This window comes from Enterococcus avium (assembly GCF_002891025.1).
GTDB classification, from domain to species: domain Bacteria; phylum Bacillota; class Bacilli; order Lactobacillales; family Enterococcaceae; genus Enterococcus_A; species Enterococcus_A avium.
Window position 1 is genome coordinate 655618 of the sequence record NZ_NBSL01000003.1, and the last position, 15905, is coordinate 671522.

13 protein-coding genes are annotated in these 15905 nt (G+C 40.8%); all 13 read left to right on the forward strand.

The annotated features are described in order from the left end of the window. The first annotated feature begins 14 nt into the window (after positions 1-14). The 13 genes from AUF14_RS23245 (at position 15) to AUF14_RS18865 (ending at position 15832) form a co-directional block, all read left to right on the forward strand. Positions 15-632, forward strand: a complete 618-nt coding sequence (locus tag AUF14_RS23245) for a BMC domain-containing protein (protein WP_102866484.1) — start codon at positions 15-17, stop codon at positions 630-632. Positions 633-717: 85 nt separating this feature from the next. Continuing rightward, positions 718-2274, forward strand: a complete 1557-nt coding sequence (locus tag AUF14_RS18810; RefSeq protein ID WP_102866485.1) for an acetaldehyde dehydrogenase (acetylating) — start codon at positions 718-720, stop codon at positions 2272-2274. Between the two features lie 32 nt (positions 2275-2306). Continuing rightward, on the forward strand, positions 2307-2942 hold the full coding sequence (locus tag AUF14_RS18815) for a phosphate propanoyltransferase (protein WP_102866486.1): 636 nt from the start codon (positions 2307-2309) through the stop codon (positions 2940-2942). Positions 2943-2960: 18 nt separating this feature from the next. Then, positions 2961-3242 (forward strand): BMC domain-containing protein, encoded by a 282-nt coding sequence (locus AUF14_RS18820; RefSeq protein ID WP_016178630.1) that lies wholly within the window; start codon positions 2961-2963, stop codon positions 3240-3242. 282 nt (positions 3243-3524) lie between these two features. After that, positions 3525-5954 (forward strand): GH39 family glycosyl hydrolase, encoded by a 2430-nt coding sequence (locus tag AUF14_RS18825; protein ID WP_102866487.1) that lies wholly within the window; start codon positions 3525-3527, stop codon positions 5952-5954. 160 nt (positions 5955-6114) lie between these two features. Then, complete coding sequence (locus AUF14_RS18830) at positions 6115-7509, forward strand: MFS transporter (RefSeq protein ID WP_016178628.1); 1395 nt, start codon at positions 6115-6117, stop codon at positions 7507-7509. 217 nt (positions 7510-7726) lie between these two features. After that, positions 7727-8821: a Gfo/Idh/MocA family protein gene (locus tag AUF14_RS18835; RefSeq protein WP_102866488.1), complete on the forward strand. Its 1095-nt coding sequence runs from the start codon at positions 7727-7729 to the stop codon at positions 8819-8821. A 79-nt stretch (positions 8822-8900) separates the two neighbouring features. Then, on the forward strand, positions 8901-9911 hold the full coding sequence (locus AUF14_RS18840; protein WP_102866489.1) for a sugar phosphate isomerase/epimerase family protein: 1011 nt from the start codon (positions 8901-8903) through the stop codon (positions 9909-9911). Between the two features lie 12 nt (positions 9912-9923). Continuing rightward, the gene (locus AUF14_RS18845) at positions 9924-10313 is read left to right on the forward strand and encodes a C-glycoside deglycosidase beta subunit domain-containing protein (protein ID WP_102866490.1); all 390 of its coding nucleotides are present in this window, start codon (positions 9924-9926) and stop codon (positions 10311-10313) included. A gap of 139 nt (positions 10314-10452) precedes the next feature. Then, positions 10453-11508 (forward strand): Gfo/Idh/MocA family protein, encoded by a 1056-nt coding sequence (locus AUF14_RS18850; protein WP_102866491.1) that lies wholly within the window; start codon positions 10453-10455, stop codon positions 11506-11508. Positions 11509-11523: 15 nt separating this feature from the next. Further along, positions 11524-12435, forward strand: coding sequence for a sugar phosphate isomerase/epimerase family protein (locus tag AUF14_RS18855; RefSeq protein WP_016178623.1), 912 nt, complete (start codon positions 11524-11526; stop codon positions 12433-12435). 8 nt (positions 12436-12443) lie between these two features. Next, on the forward strand, positions 12444-13391 hold the full coding sequence (locus tag AUF14_RS18860) for an ROK family protein (RefSeq protein ID WP_102866492.1): 948 nt from the start codon (positions 12444-12446) through the stop codon (positions 13389-13391). A 203-nt stretch (positions 13392-13594) separates the two neighbouring features. After that, positions 13595-15832 (forward strand): helix-turn-helix domain-containing protein, encoded by a 2238-nt coding sequence (locus tag AUF14_RS18865; protein ID WP_070503839.1) that lies wholly within the window; start codon positions 13595-13597, stop codon positions 15830-15832. Positions 15833-15905: the final 73 nt, after the last annotated feature.

Below are 15905 nucleotides of genomic sequence, written 5' to 3' on the forward strand. Positions count from 1 at the left end.
TGAAGGAGTAGACAATGAACGCATTAGGATTAGTTGAAACAAAGGGCTTATTGGCTGCGATCGAGGCCAGTGATGTCATGCTGAAAACAGCGGAAGTGAGCTTAACGCAAAAAGAAATTGTCGGTGGTGGACTAGTGACGATAATGGTCTCAGGTGATGTGGGAGCAGTCAAAACGGCAGTGGATGCTGCGGCTTCCGCTGTGACAAAGCTCGAGGCAACTTTACTCGTAACAACTCACGTTATTCCACGTCCTGATAAAAGCTTAAGCCTTTTTGAAAGAAAGGAAGAGACTCAGGAGTCTAGTGATGAATCAGTATCTATTGTTGAGGAGGCACCTCAGGACGCGGAAGAAGTGTTAATCTCAAATGAAAATCATGAAGAGACAATTATTGAAGGTAGTCAGGAATCAGAAGCCGCATTAAGCCCAATAATTTCAGGGGCTACCCTTTCACAATGGGGAAAGACTGGAAAAATAGCGGAAATGGAAGCAGCATTAACTGAAATGAAGGTTATTGACCTGCGAAAACTTGCGAAAAAGCAAACTAATTTTGCTATCAGTAAAAAGGATGTGCATAAAGCCAATAAGGAACAGCTTGTTTCTGCATTGAGCTTACATTTTCAAAAAGGCTAGTGACTGTCTTCAGAGGTTGCATTTCCGCCAAACTGATGAGAAGAATTCTGTTTAAAAATTTTAGCGCTAAAGGAGTCACATAAAAATGAACAAGTTTGACAAAGATTTATGTTCCGTACAGGAAGCGCGAGACTTAGCCCGAGCTGGAGAAAGGGCTGCTCAAGAATTTGCGACCTTTAGTCAAGAGCAAGTCGATGCAATTCTAAAAAGTATGAAGGAAGCAGCAGAAAAATTTTCTGTTTGTTTAGCTAAAGCTGCTGTGGAGGAGACTGGTTTTGGAACAGTAGCGGATAAGGCTTACAAGAATCATGCAGCCGGAACGTTGCTATACGAAGAAATCAAAGATGAAAAAACCGTTGGGATTATCGCTGAAGATACGACTAAAGGGACCCTTGATGTGGCGGAGCCAGTGGGGCTAGTCTTAGGAATTATCCCTTCAACCAACCCCACATCAACGGTTATTTTCAAGGCAATGGTGGCATTGAAATCACGGAATGCCATCGTGTTTGCTCCGCATCCTGCGGCTGCAGAATGTACGAAGAAGGCTGCGGGCATGATGAGTCGTGCTGCAGAAGCAGCCGGAGCACCCAAAGGCATTATTAGCTGTGTCTCGACACCAACGATGGCGTCAACAAATGAATTAATGCATGCTGATGAAGTAAGCTTGATTATCGCTACTGGCGGGCCGGGAATGGTAAAGGCTGCCTATAGTTCAGGAAAACCTGCTATCGGTGTAGGAGCGGGGAATTCTCCTGCTTATATTGAGAGAAGCGCTGATGTCAAAAAGGCTGTTTCACAAATTATTGCAAGTAAAACCTTTGATAATGGAACGATCTGTGCCTCTGAGCAGTCGATTATTTGTGAAGAGATCAATGAAGCTGAGGTTATTGCTGAATTGAAAGCTCAAGGTGGTTACTTTATGTCTGAAGAGGAGACCGCAAAAGTCTGCGGGCTGCTTTTCAAAGGCGGGGGTCATGCGATGAATGCGAAATTTGTCGGGCGTAAGCCGCAAGTGATCGCAGAAGCAGCCGGTTTTACTGTTCCACATTCAACGACTGTTTTGATTGGTCGTCAAAACGGTGTCGGAGCGGGAAATCCGTTGTCATTTGAAAAATTGACGACTGTTTTAGCCTTTTATACCGTCAAGGATTGGGAGGAAGCCTGTCACTTGAGCATCGAATTATTACAAAACGGCATCGGACATACCATGAGTATTCATACGAATAATCGCGACATTGTTTTGAAATTTGCGGCGAAGCCGGCTTCACGTATTTTAGTGAATACAGGAGGCAGCCAAGGAGGAACAGGAATTAGTACTGGGTTGCCAATTTCCTTCACGCTAGGTTGTGGAACCTTTGGCGGCAGCTCTGTTTCTGAAAATGTTAGTCCGAAGCATTTATTAAACATTAAAAAAGTCGCATACGGCTTAAAGGACGTGACGACTTTATTGGCTGAGGATACTAGTTTTTCTCATCCAGAACTGGAAGAGCCACTAGATGCCTGTTTGACCGAAAAGCCAGTAAAAGCGAGCCAGCCATCAGAGGGGAAAACGGACAATTCAAGTATGAAGGATTTTTCGGCAGCAGAATTGTCGGAGCTGGCAGAAGTCGTGCGGAAAGTTTTAACCCAAATGAATGCTTAAAATGAAGCAAATAAAGAATTGAAGGAGTAGAAATGGAAGATTATGAAGTGATTTTAAATGCCATTATGGCGCATTTAAATCCTGAAGATGTCCCAAATGATGATTCGATTCCAGTAGGGATTTCAAATCGTCATATCCATTTAAGTCAAGCTGCATTAGATAAGCTGTTTGGCAATCACTATCAATTAACTAAGCTAAAGGATCTCTCGCAACCGGGACAATATGCTTGCAAAGAATGTGTCACGCTCGCTGGTCCCAAAGGAGTAATTGAAAAGGTCCGGATTTTAGGTCCTGTGAGAGCAGAAACGCAAGTAGAAATTTTACAAAGCGATACGTTCAAACTTGGAGTAAAGGGTGCGTTACGGTTATCTGGTGATTTGGATGGTACACCGGGCTTAACATTGATTGGTCCCAATGGCGCATTTGAAATGGCTAAAGGGGTAATTATCGCCAAACGTCATATTCATATGCTCCCGGAAGAGGCAGAACGTTTTGGCGTGACTGATGGTCAAGTCGTGACGATCGATTTTGCTGGTGAACGCGGCGGAAGCTTAAACAATGTAGTAATTCGCGCGACTGCGAATTCAGGCTTAGAGTGTCATATTGATACGGAAGAAGCCAATGCTCTTGGTGTTACGCCAGGAACAACAATAAAAATCAGAAATTAATTTAGGAGGAATACAAAAATGAAATCAGATGCATTAGGAATGATCGAAACAAAAGGATTGATCGGTTCAATCGAAGCGGCCGACGCAATGGTGAAGGCAGCCAATGTTACATTAGTAGGAAAAGAACGTGTAGGAGGCGGGATTGTGACCGTTTTGGTTCGCGGTGATGTTGGCGCAGTAAAAGCGGCAACCGATGCAGGAGCAGCAGCGGCTCAGCGTGTAGGTGAACTATTATCTGTTCACGTGATCCCACGTCCGCATTCAGAAGTAGAAACAATTTTACCATCAACAAATGCGTAAATTCTTTTATAAAAATAGGTAATTGATCTGTACTGTTTCTGACAGGCCTTGTAATTTTGGCAAAAGGAGCAGTACAGATTTTTTAGTGTGTGAAAGAAGAATATTGTGTATTAGCAGCTTTGAAGTGCATAAAAAAGGGGAATCAAGCGTAAATTTTTTAAGTAAGCTAGAATCTTCAGACTGTTCTCATGTATGATGAGGATAGAAAAACGCTTTCTCGAAAATAGTAAAGGCGCTATAATGATTTATTGTTCATTAGAAAGCGATACAAGGAGGGGCACTATGCGTTTGATTGAACCGTGGGAAAATATTGAGATAAATGTATTAGCAGAAGATCGAATCATGCAGCATTTTGATTTAAATATCCATTTAATCTATGTGTTGGCAGGCGAAGTGACGATTGAAAAAGAAGGAACAATCATTTCATTGCAAAAAAATGATTTTTATATTTTGTCAAAATCATTGGTACATACTGTTTATACAAAAAATGCGCGGGCATTTGAGATTGTTTTAGAGTATTATTTTGAAGAGCAAGAGAACCAAGTGTTTGAAGGAAACTCGGTCACAGAGAATAAAAGAGCAGATAATCAAGTCATTCAGTCGATTGAACGCTTGCTAAAGCTATACGTCTTACAAGAAAAGCATACAGTTTCAGAAGTGTTTGAGGAGTATTTTCATATTCTTCAGATATTGGAAAAGGAATACACGAAACCTTCTACTATAGAAGAAGAGCGAAGCATGAAGCAAAAAGTCTATGAACTGAAATTTTATATTGATAATAACTTCGATAAGGACATTCGATTGGTCGATATTGCCAATAAGCTGTATGTTTCCGATCAATATTTGTCTCGCAGTTTTTCTAACGAGATCGGGATGCCAATGAATGAATACCTGATTCGTAAACGGTTGGAAAAGGTTCGGAAGGATTTGCTGGAAACGGAGAAATCAATTACCGACATAGCTTTTTCAGCGGGCTTTTCGAATATTAACTCATTTAATCGTTTATTTAAGAAGTATCAAGGCTTGACGCCGAGTGAATTTCGTAAGGAAACGAAAGCGATGGCTAAGGTTTCCTCGAAGCAAAATAGCCTTGAAGAAAAAGACCTTCGAAATTTGGAAATTTACTTTAAAGAAAAGGATGCGAAAATCAGTGATGAGACGATTCAAGTTTCCATGCAGACATCGTCAAAGCAAAACTTTCAAAAGAATATGATTAATCTTGGCTACGCCGGTGATTTGACTCATGCTTCATTTGCGGAACAAATTCATTATTTGCAGGAAAATAATCCTTTTAATTATGGACGTATATGGGGATTGTTAAGCGAAGAAATTCTGGAGCAGGTAGGCGAGGCTTACGATTTTTCCACAGTTGATGAAATTTTACGAATCATGCTAAAGGCGGGAATCAAACCATTTTTAGAACTTGGCTTCAAAGGAAAGCTGATTCATGAATCCCATACGCAGATTGTTAAAAGTCATCCATTTATCCGAAAATCCTATAAGCTATCTGACTTGATCCAACGATTCCAAGTTTTTTTCCATCATTGTGTGGATGTATTTGGTTTAGAGGAAGTTTCTACCTGGATGATCGAGATTTGGAAGCCTAATCCTTTAGTTTTGAAGACAATTGGCTGTGAGGATTTGATGCGAATTGATCAGGATGGGGCACAACTGAATTTAGCTAAAGAAAAGACCTATATTGATGTCTTTTCGAAAATAAAAAAAGCTGTAAAACAAATCGTACCAATGATTCAAATCGGCGGCTGTGGCTTAAGCTTAGATATTGAAACGCGCGATTTAAGCACGTTTCTGACACAGTGGACAACGGGGAAAGGCGCACCGGATTTTCTTAGTTTGTCGATTTATCCAATGGATGCGGTAAAGCAGCAGCTGAACCAGAAAAAGCAGCATCATGAACCGATTTCACCGAATTCTGATTACATGCTTCATCGCATAAAGGATTTCAAAGAGCTTGTAACGGAAATCAATTATCAGGGAAAAACATTCATTACGGAATTTAATGTGACCATTTTAAGTCGCGATATTATCAACGATACGGCCTTCAAGGGCAGCTATATCTTGAAAAATGCTCTAGGGGCGATGCCTTATTGTGATTTGATCGGCTACTGGCAGCTGACGGATTTATCGGTGACGACTTTTGATACGGCCAATAAAGAGATTTTTGGCGGTTCTGGTTTGATTTCTAAAAGCGGTATACCGAAGATTGGCTACTATGCCTACCGTTTCTTAAATCGATTAGGTAATCAGGTCGTGTATCAATCAGAGGATCTATTGATTACGAAGGATGATCCGAACAAGATACAAATTTTGTGCTATTCTTATAGTCATTTAAATTCTACTTATTATTACGACCATAGCAGTGTCTTTACTAGGAGAAATGCAGCTGCTCTGTTTGCTTCTGGAAATGTTCAGACGAAACAGGTGCTGTTGAAAGATTTGAAGGAAGAAGAAAGTCACTATCGTATCAAGTATTATCGTATAGGTCAAAAGACCGGCAATATTCTGGAGGAAATTAATCAGATCAGTAGCTCTGATCGGTTAGATGATGAGATGATCACTTACTTGAAGCATCGTTGTGAGCCGCAGCTGGAAATAAGGGAAGGGCAGTCTAGAAACCATCAGTTAAAAATCGAGCTAGAGCTTTTTCCGCAGGACATTCAATTGATTGAGATTCAAAAAGTCTCTCGTTAACAAGATTGTGTAATACAATCTTGTTTTTTTGTGGATTTCAAAGCCATCATCCTAGGAAAGTATCAATAGAAAGAATGAAAAAAGCAGAGTAATGTTTTGGCTGACAGATTAAACTATTCATTGTAAACGTTTGCAAATACAACTATTCTAGGAGGTTCACATGGAAAAAGATGTCTTTGAAAATGGAATGAAGATGGAGAAAAAGGGTTTAACGAAATTTTCTATGATTGCTTATGGATTGGGTGACTTGGCTAGCCAGTTTGTCTGGACATTTGTCGGCACTTATTTGACTGTTTTTTATACGGATATTGTTGGTTTGGCTCCGGTTGCAGTTTCGATGATCATGCTAATTGCCCGTTTATGGGATGGGATCAATGATCCGATGATGGGGATGATCGCTGAACGTACAAGAAGCAAGTTAGGCCGTTTCCGCCCTTATATTGCTTTTGGCTCACCATTTTTAGCTCTGTTTTCAGTTTTGACTTTCACCGGTCCGTTTGGAAATGGAACGGCAGGTATCATTTGGGCAGCGGTCATTTATATCATCGCTGGAATGATCTACACATTAGTGAATATTCCTTACGGGGCTTTGGCGGCGGTGATGAGTGAAGATGCCAATGAACGAAATCAGTTAAATGCATGGCGCTCGGTTGGGATGAATGTCGGAATGATTATTGTGAACTCATTGTCTTCGTTTATTATGCTGGCATTTTCAGATGGTTCGCAGGTAGCAACTGGTCGAGGCTATTTTATGACAGCGTTGATCTATGCGGTAATTTCGATCCCGTTGTTTTTCGCGGTATTCGCGACATCTCGAGAAGTTGTTCAACCGATGAGAAATGAAAATAAAGTACCATTTCGTACCACGATTAAAAATGTGATTGGTAATAAATACTTAATGATCGTTTTTCTTATCATGATTTTGCAAATGACTGCTTTTATGGGAAGAATCGCTGTAACAACTTTTTATGTCATTTATTGTTTAGGTGCGTTTACCTTGATTGCCTTACTCATGACGATTCCATCCATTGGCGGAGCGCTTTGTTCATTAGCAATTGTTCCTTTGGTTAAACGTTTTGGGAAACGTAATGTGTTGATGGTTTCCTTGATTCTTCAAGGGATTGGTTTACTCGTCGTATACTTTGCTGATTTTGACAACTTGCCAATGATTATTGCCGGTCATGTAATTTTTGGATTGTTCAATATGGGCTTTCCGATTTCACTTTCATTAGTGGCGGATTCTGTAGATTACCAAGAATTGAAATCAGGGGTTCGAACAGACGGGACTGCTTATGCGACTTATGGTTTAGCGACAAAAATTGGTAACGCTATCGGAGCATCGGTTGGAATCATGCTGCTGCATTCATTCGGCTATCGGGCCAATATGGAACAATCAATGGCGACTAAAAATGGCATCAATCTAGTGGTTAATTTGATTCCAGCAATCCTATTTTTTGCTGCTGCATTGGCTTGTCTGTTATGGAACTTAAGCGACAAGGATACGGATGATATTCGTGCCCAACTAGATAAAAAACGCGAGAATATCAATGATTGAGCATAAAAGTATGGTATAAATTTGTGCATTATAAAAAGAATGAAGATATAGTGCAAAAATGTTTGATCTTTAAACGTACGATTTGAAGAGTACGAAGAGGCATCATTCAGTAAACTAGATTTTGTAAGCGATATCCATTTAGCCAGTCAATAAAATGATTGCGGCTGGCTAATAGTGTATGGATGTCTGCGTAAAAACGAACAAGGAGGAAAACAACGTGAAAAAATTAAAATTCGGTATTATCGGGTGCGGCGGGATCGCCAACCAAAAACATTTACCCGCTTTGGCAAAATTAGCGGATCAGGTAGAGTTGGTAGCATTTTGTGACACGATCATTGTACGGGCAGAAGCTGCGGCGGCAGAATATGGTGTTGCCGATGCATTAGTTACAGAAGACTACAAAGAAGTGGTGAAGCAAGCTGATATTGACGTAATACATGTATTGACACCAAATATTTCTCACTCATTTATTACGGTTGATGCCTTAGAAAGCGGTAAGCACGTGATGTGTGAAAAGCCAATGGCGATCAATTATGCCGAAGCGAAAAAAATGCTGGAGGCCGCAGAACGCACAGGAAAAAAATTAACGATCGGGTATCAAAACCGTTTCCGTGCGGATTCATTAGCAACCTATGATGCCTGCAGCAAGGGCGAATTAGGCGAAATCTACTTTGCCAAAGCCCATGCGGTTCGTAGAAAAGGTGTTCCGACCTGGGGTGTATTCCCAGATAAAGAAAAACAAGGCGGCGGTCCGTTGATTGATATCGGTACCCATGCGTTAGATTTAACCCTTTGGTACATGAATAATTACAAACCAAAAATGGTTTTGGGCTCGACCTACCAAAAATTGAAGGATAATCCAATGGCGAATATGTTTGGACCGTGGGAGCCGGAATCCTTTGAAACAGAAGATTCCGCATTCGGTTTAATCAAAATGGAAAATGGCGCAACGATCTTCTTGGAAGCGGCTTGGGCCTTGAATATGATCAATCCGAAGGAAGCACAGGTCACACTTTGCGGGACAGAAGGCGGCGCGGAAATGTTTGGGAAAGCCTTCTTGGATCAAGGATACGTGGTCTTTAACAAAGCAGCCCACAACCAATTGGAGCAAACACAACCTTCTGATGCTGGCGGCGTCTTTGGCTTTGAAGGCAGCAGCTTGGAACAAAAAGACGCAGAAGCGAAGCAATGGGTCGAAGCGATTTTGAATGATACAGAGCCGTTGGTAAAACCAGAACAAGCAATTGTGGTGACACAAATTTTAGAAGCCATTTACAAATCTGCAGAAACTGGAAAAGTTGTGGAACTGTAATTTAATGAGGCGGACGAGCACAATCGACAGCATTCGCTCGTCCTATCATCTTTATTAATTATTCGTAGGAGGAATACAAATGTCGAAAATCAAAACGGCTGTAAGTTTATATAGTTTACAGGATGAATACTTAAATCATCGCATGAACCTAGATGATTTGATGCACTTTTTGCAGGAACACAAGGTTGAAGGAGTCGAGATTTTACCGGATCAAATGATCAAAAAAGCCCCGCATCCGACAGAAGAGGACGTTGCCCATTGGCATCAGCTTTTAGAAGAAACAGGAATTAAGCCAGTTATCGCGGATGTTTTTTTAAACACCAATCTTTATAACAATCGCAGTCTAACAAAACGCGAGTGTATTGATTTATTGATCGAAGAAATCAAACAAGCTAATCGTTTGGGAATCAAATTGATTCGTTTGGTATCGATGGTGCCTTATTGGGTATGCGAACCCTTGCTGCCTTATTGTGAAGAATACGATGTGACGATTGCTTTGGAGATCCATGCTGGCATGGCCTTTGATGAACCTGAGACGCTTCACTTTATCGAAGAAATGAAACGCTTAGATTCACCATATATCGGATTAGTGATCGACACAGGAATTTTCTGTAAAAAATTCCCGCGAGTAGTAGTGAACTATGAAGTCAATAATGGCGCAAGCCCAGAAATGTTTGCTTACTTAGATGAGATTTTTGCACAGGGAACAGACCTTCACCGTGTCGTAAAAGAAAACAATGGCGCATATCCAGAAGACTTTAAAAAAGTTATCAAAACCAAAGAAGATCAAATGTTTGCGCCGCTTTGCGATGGCTATGAAAATTATCCGTTTACCGTGATGGATGAGTATATGCCGTACATCAAGCATTTCCATATCAAAATGTTTGAAATGACCCCGGAAGGCCCCGAATACTCAATGGATTACAAAGGACTTTTAGAATACCTGCATGAAAAAAACTACGACGGTTACGTGGCAACAGAATATGAAGGCAATCGCTTCACACTGCCAGGCAAACCAATGCAGGAAAAAGAACAAGTGGCCGCAAACCAAAAATACTTGCAGGCGTGCTTAAAAGAGATCCAAGGATAGGAGGATGTAAGAATGTTTGACAATAATGTGTTTAAGGATGCAACTTGCAAAAATATTGAAGAAAAGGGCGAAGTGATCGGATTCGAATTACAAACGCTGATTACGTATTATCGTGGTATCCCTCTTTCCATGGTGGAATTTATCAAAGTAGCGGTGGATGATACGGAAGTCTCAACAGAAGACATCCAAATTTCAATCGATCAGCAAGATTGGTTCTATTTAAAAGAAGCAACAACTGTTACCAGTTATAAATGGGAATATGGTGAACCCTTATATATTCGCGTCTTAAAACCAGGCGGACTATCAACAGGCGATCATCAAGTAAAATTGACCGTGGCCACTAGAACAGCGTATATTCCAGTGCCGTTAGTCGGTGTGAAAGAACGAACGGTGACGATTTAAGCGAAGATGTCAGTTCGATTTTGCGCAGTTTATTTCAGGAAAAAAGGGTTAGTGAAGTAATGAAGATAAACACAAGCACCTAGTGGAAGGATATACGGCATGAAAATTAAGTCATTAATAGAAATAAGGAGCAAAAGCGATGTTAAATTTTGGAATCATTGGACATGGTTTCATGGGTCAAACTCATACGCAAACCATCAAAAAATTAGATTATGCAACCTTGATCGCCGTGTGTGATATCAATAAGGACCAGCTAAAGGAAGTAAACGAAGGCGTAAAAACCTTTTTGAAGGCGGATCAATTACTAGCAGAAAAGGACATTGACACAGTCATCATTGCGGTGCCGAATCATTTGCATTTAGAGATGGTGAAAAAAGCGTCTGCAGCCAAAAAGGATATTATTTTGGAAAAACCAGCGGCGATGAATGGCACAGAATTTCAAGAAATGATGGAAATCACTGAAAAAGCGGGTGTGCGCTTTACGATTCATCATCAACGTCGTTGGGACAAGGATTATCGTTTGATGAAGGAAGTCGTCGACAGTCAGACGCTTGGCGATATTTATACGATTAAAAATTGTCTCTACGGCTTTAATGGAAACATGCACGATTGGCACGTATATCCGGAGTTTGGCGGTGGGATGCTTTATGATTGGGGCGTGCATTTGTTAGATCAAATGCTGTGGATGATTCCAGGGAAATTGAAGACGGTTTATGCGGATGTGCGAAATGTCATTAATAAAAACGTCGACGATTACTTCAATATCCAGCTTTATTTTGATAGTGGAATCACTGGTCAAGTAGAATTAGGGACATATTTCCTAAAAGACGAAGCTTCATGGTTTGAACGCCATTGGTTTGTCGGGGGAAATAAGGGCAGTGCCTACGTGGACGGATTTAATCCGCAAGGGAAAATCGTGCGAACAAGTGAATTGTTAACGAATGTTCCAGGCAAAATTACTATGACAGCAGCTGGTCCGACCCGTTCATTCGGGCCGCCACCAGAAGGACGGTTAGTGACCGAAGAGCTTCCTGAGGTTTCAGTCAATCATGAAATGTTCTTTGATCAGTACAGAAACTACGTTGACGGCGAGGGCGAATTAGTGGTTAAACCAACAGAAATATTACGCTTAATGAAGCTATTGGATGCGATTCGCGTCTCAGCGAAGGAACACCGTTCGGTCGATTTTGAATAGAAAGAGGGAAGGAACATGCAATTAGGATTGGTTTCAGCGATTTTAGATCAAAGTGATTTTTATGAAATGATCGATATCGTTGCTGAAAATGGATTGGATTGTGTGGAGGTTGCATGCTGGCCTGCTGGAAAAGCAGAGCGTCGTTATGCCGGCGTTTCACACATTGACACAGAAAATCTGACAAAGGAACAAGCAGAGAAATATCAAGCCTACGCTGCTGAGAAAAAGGTTGCGATCTCGGCCTTGGCCTACTATCCGAATCCGCTAGATGAGGATTTGGAAAAACGTCAGCTAGTGATTGATCATATTTATTCAGTCATTGATGCAGCGAAATTAATGGAGATTAATTTGGTGACGACCTTTATTGGACGGATGCCTTCAAAAACGATCTCTGAAAATTTAAAGGAGGTTGAAGAGGTTTGGAAGCCGATCTTAGCATATGCGGAGAAGCAAAAAGTCAAGATCGCGATTGAGAATTGTCCGATGCTCTTTACCGAAGATGAATGGCCAGGCGGTCAAAATTTGATGACGACTCCTGCTTTATTCAGAAAAATCTTTGACCTTTTAGATAGTGAATATCTTGGTTTAAACTTTGATCCATCGCATTTTGTTTGGCAGCAAATGGATTATTTAGCCCCGATCTATGAATTCAAAGACAAGCTGTTCCATGTTCATTATAAGGACATCAAGGTTTATTGGAGCAAGCTTCAAGAGGTCGGCGTAATGGCGACACCGTTAGAATATATGTCACCAAAAATACCAGGCTTAGGCGATGTTGATTGGGGAAAATATGTTTCGGCATTAACCGATATTGGCTATAGCGGCTATACCTGTATTGAAGTAGAGGATCGGGCGTTTGAGTCTGATTACGAAGATGTCAAACGTTCGATCAAGCAAAGTGCCCACTACTTACGGAACTTTGTCTAGGTGATGGGATGAAAACACAAAAGAATAGACTAATCGGGATCGACATTGGTGGCACCTCTATCAAGTTTGCCTTGATGGACGATGCAGGAACAATCGAGAAGAAGTGGTCGATCCCAACAAATATTGCAGAAAAAGGGAAAGACATTCCCAAGGAGATTTGTGACTCCATTCGAACGACACTTGAAGATGCTAGACTAGCAACTGTAAAAGGAATCGGGATCGGTGTTCCGGGGCCGATCTCGCCAGATGGGAAAATGGTCGTTCAAGCAGTCAATTTAGATTGGAAGGATCTCCCGTTAAAAGAAATAATCGAAACCGATTTAGGAATTGGCGTGTGCTTATTAAATGACGCAAATGCAGCCGCACTAGGCGAAATGTGGAAGGGCGCAGCTCAGGGCAAGGCTAATCTGCTGTTCGTCACCTTAGGGACAGGCGTTGGCGGCGGCATCGTCTTAAATGGTGAAGTCTTGAATGGCTGTCATTCCTCTGGTGGAGAGATCGGTCATATTCCGATTCGCTCTGACGAACAGCGCTTGTGCGGTTGCGGTGGTAGAAATTGCCTCGAAACCTTTGCTTCTGCCAATGGATTGGCGCTAAGCATGCGAAAGAAGCTGAAAGAAGTCAATGAAAATTGGCCGGAAATCACGCCGCCAATCGTTTTCGAGAAAGCGGCCCAAAAGAATGTCCACGCACAGGCAGTATTGGCGGAATTTACTGATATCTTAGGACAAGCCTTAGCTGGAATCATGAACACAATTGATGTAGAAGAAATAGTGATTGGTGGCGGACTATCCGAAGCTGGCGACCAATTATTGCTGCCATTGAAGAAAAAGCTAGAGCAGTATGTGTTTCCGCAGATTAAAGCGCATTTCTCAGTAAAGAAAGCGCAGCTTGGGAATGAAGCCGGCATCTATGGGGCGGTTTATGCGTATTTAACGAACAATGACTGCTTATGAGAGTACTTGGAATTAGTGGTTTTGAAACGAAAAATAGGACTCAATCAATTTTTGACATCTTGAAAGCTTTTGGCGGACCTTGTTTTCTTCCAAAGTGAGTAAAGATGTTTTCTTTTTGTCAGGTTTATTTTGATAAAAACGGATACAAATGGGGATTCTTCCTATCCGATAGAAGTAAGTGAATGCAGGAAAGAGGAAGCTGAATGAATAAGACGATCGATATAAGTATCTATAATCAGTCATTGGATAAGAGCCGCGATAAAAATTTTTACTTGTATTATGTTTTAAAGGGACAGATTTTTCTCCATTTGGCTCATGGAATTTCTGAGCTAAATGAAAAGGATCTCCTACTGTTAAATCCAAATGAAGATGTAGCGGTAGATTGTCATGACGGAGCTTTTGCGCGGCTCACTATTTCCAGCAACGAGCTGCTGCGAATGATGGATTACAAGAAAATCGTTTTTGTTTGTGATAGTCGCAAAGGGGACGGGCAGTTATTCGACAAGCTGCGTCTGCGTTTGAATAAGCTGATCGAGCTGGATATCGAAATGGATGAGCATTATTTGCATTATCAAAAAGAAATGTTCGATTTCCTCTCATTTTTAGTGACCAATTTTGCCAATAACCTTTTTATTGAAAATGAAGATGAAGCACGGAAAAATAGTATTCTGGCGTATATTCATGCGAATTACGCAGAGGACCTTTCCCTTCAAGTAATCGCTGAAAAATTCAATGTGACGCCGCAATATTTTTCGAGATATTTCAAGGAAACCTTTCAAGTGACCTTTCTAAAATTTTTAACGGACATTCGTTTAGAGCAGGCGTTGGAGGATGTAGTCAATTCGCCGGATACCCTATTGAAAATAGCGTTGTCACATGGATTTCCCAATCAAATTTCTTTTACAAAGTCCTTTAAGGCTCATTTTGGTGTGACGCCGACTGATTATCGCAAAAGCCATTTTGAGAAGAAAGAGACTCTAGAAGAAGTCAACGATGCTGAGGTTCAGAGATTACTGCTGAGTAAACCAGAGCAGACGAAAGAAAAGCTTCATCAAATTTATGTCGAAATCGGGGACGAGCCGGAAACACTCAAGCCTTTTTGGTTCGATATTGTGAATATCGGATCGATCTCGCGAGTTTTCGAGAACGGCCTGAACGATCAGTTGCTTGAATTGAAAAGCAGCATGCCCTTTAAAACTGCCAGAGTAATTCTGGACAATCATCTGACCCAAAATACGACCTTTTTCATTGAGGAGAAGACGTTAGATTTTTTGGTCAGTTTAGATTTCAAAATCATGCTGGTTCTCGATTATCGGGATATATCGAATCAGCCAAGTTTTCAAGCGTATTTTGAACAGTTCTTAAATCATTTTGCCAATCGCTATGGCATCAAAATTTTAAAAAGTATGACCTTTGAATTGTTATATAATACGTATTTTTCTGAAAGCAAGGCCAGTAACTATGCGAAGCTTTACGAGAAATTATCTCGGGTGTTAAATAAGTTGGGTTTATCGAAAAATCTTGTAGGCCCAGGCTTATTGATGGATACTTCGGGTGGAAATCTCGCGCGTTTTTTAGAAAAGAATCAACACCTTCCCAAGCTAACCATCAACATTGCTCCTTATTCCATCGAGAAATTAGGGACGAAGTATTATATTAATCGCAAACCAGATACTAATTATATTGTGCAGCAATACGAGCTGGCGAAAGAGATCTGTTTGAAACATGACATTACGGAGGTTGTCATTACTAGCTGGAAGGATGCTCTGAATGAGTTTTCAGTCATCAATGATTCTTCTTATCGCGGAGCTAGCATTTTGAAAAATATTATTGACGCCTACGGGAGAGTAGAGAGCTTACCACTCGAGCAGCCCTTTGATTTGATGGTTCCTATCACATCCAATAAGCCGTTATCTGGTTTGCCAGGAATTCTCACGAAGGATGGCATCAAAAAACCGGCGTATTATAGCTTGAAATTTCTGAATCAGTTGGATAAATACTTTTTGTACAAGGATGACAGTATGCTGATTTCTTATAGTAACCGACAATATATTCAGTTGGTCTGCCATAATTGTAAAAGCCCAAACTATCGGTTCTATAATCAGGAAAATGAAGGGACGATCATTAGTGATTTTGAGGAGCTTTTTGAAGACAATCAGCCAAAGACGATCAAATTGACAATTTCTGGACTGAAAAATGGTCAGTATTTTTTGAAATCAAGAGAACTGAGTGAGGAGCAGGGTGGTTGTTTGCATATTTTTAATGAGATGGGGTTTGAAAATAGCTCTTTTTTCGGCAGAGATGAGCTGGATTATCTTTTGTCTGCCTCTAAACCGATGATTAAAGGGAAAAGAATGCATACAACTACCAATAGTTTGGAAATAGAGATCGTGCTACAGCCAAATGAAATCAGACATTTGCACCTGATCTACGTTCATTGATCAAACTCATTTCTAGGCTCCTTTTGACACATGTTAATAATCCTATAGTGAATTTTAGCTTTTTTCAGCAGAT

What these genes read in the sequence shown, in the direction of transcription:
- AUF14_RS23245 (WP_102866484.1), top strand. Translation starts at nt 15, where the DNA reads ATGAACGCATTAGGATTAGTTGAAACAAAGGGCTTATTGGCTGCGATC.
- AUF14_RS18810 (WP_102866485.1), top strand. Translation starts at nt 718, where the DNA reads ATGAACAAGTTTGACAAAGATTTATGTTCCGTACAGGAAGCGCGAGAC.
- AUF14_RS18815 (WP_102866486.1), top strand. Translation starts at nt 2,307, where the DNA reads ATGGAAGATTATGAAGTGATTTTAAATGCCATTATGGCGCATTTAAAT.
- AUF14_RS18820 (WP_016178630.1), top strand. Translation starts at nt 2,961, where the DNA reads ATGAAATCAGATGCATTAGGAATGATCGAAACAAAAGGATTGATCGGT.
- AUF14_RS18825 (WP_102866487.1), top strand. Translation starts at nt 3,525, where the DNA reads ATGCGTTTGATTGAACCGTGGGAAAATATTGAGATAAATGTATTAGCA.
- AUF14_RS18830 (WP_016178628.1), top strand. Translation starts at nt 6,115, where the DNA reads ATGGAAAAAGATGTCTTTGAAAATGGAATGAAGATGGAGAAAAAGGGT.
- AUF14_RS18840 (WP_102866489.1), top strand. Translation starts at nt 8,901, where the DNA reads ATGTCGAAAATCAAAACGGCTGTAAGTTTATATAGTTTACAGGATGAA.
- AUF14_RS18845 (WP_102866490.1), top strand. Translation starts at nt 9,924, where the DNA reads ATGTTTGACAATAATGTGTTTAAGGATGCAACTTGCAAAAATATTGAA.
- AUF14_RS18850 (WP_102866491.1), top strand. Translation starts at nt 10,453, where the DNA reads ATGTTAAATTTTGGAATCATTGGACATGGTTTCATGGGTCAAACTCAT.
- AUF14_RS18855 (WP_016178623.1), top strand. Translation starts at nt 11,524, where the DNA reads ATGCAATTAGGATTGGTTTCAGCGATTTTAGATCAAAGTGATTTTTAT.
- AUF14_RS18860 (WP_102866492.1), top strand. Translation starts at nt 12,444, where the DNA reads ATGAAAACACAAAAGAATAGACTAATCGGGATCGACATTGGTGGCACC.
- AUF14_RS18865 (WP_070503839.1), top strand. Translation starts at nt 13,595, where the DNA reads ATGAATAAGACGATCGATATAAGTATCTATAATCAGTCATTGGATAAG.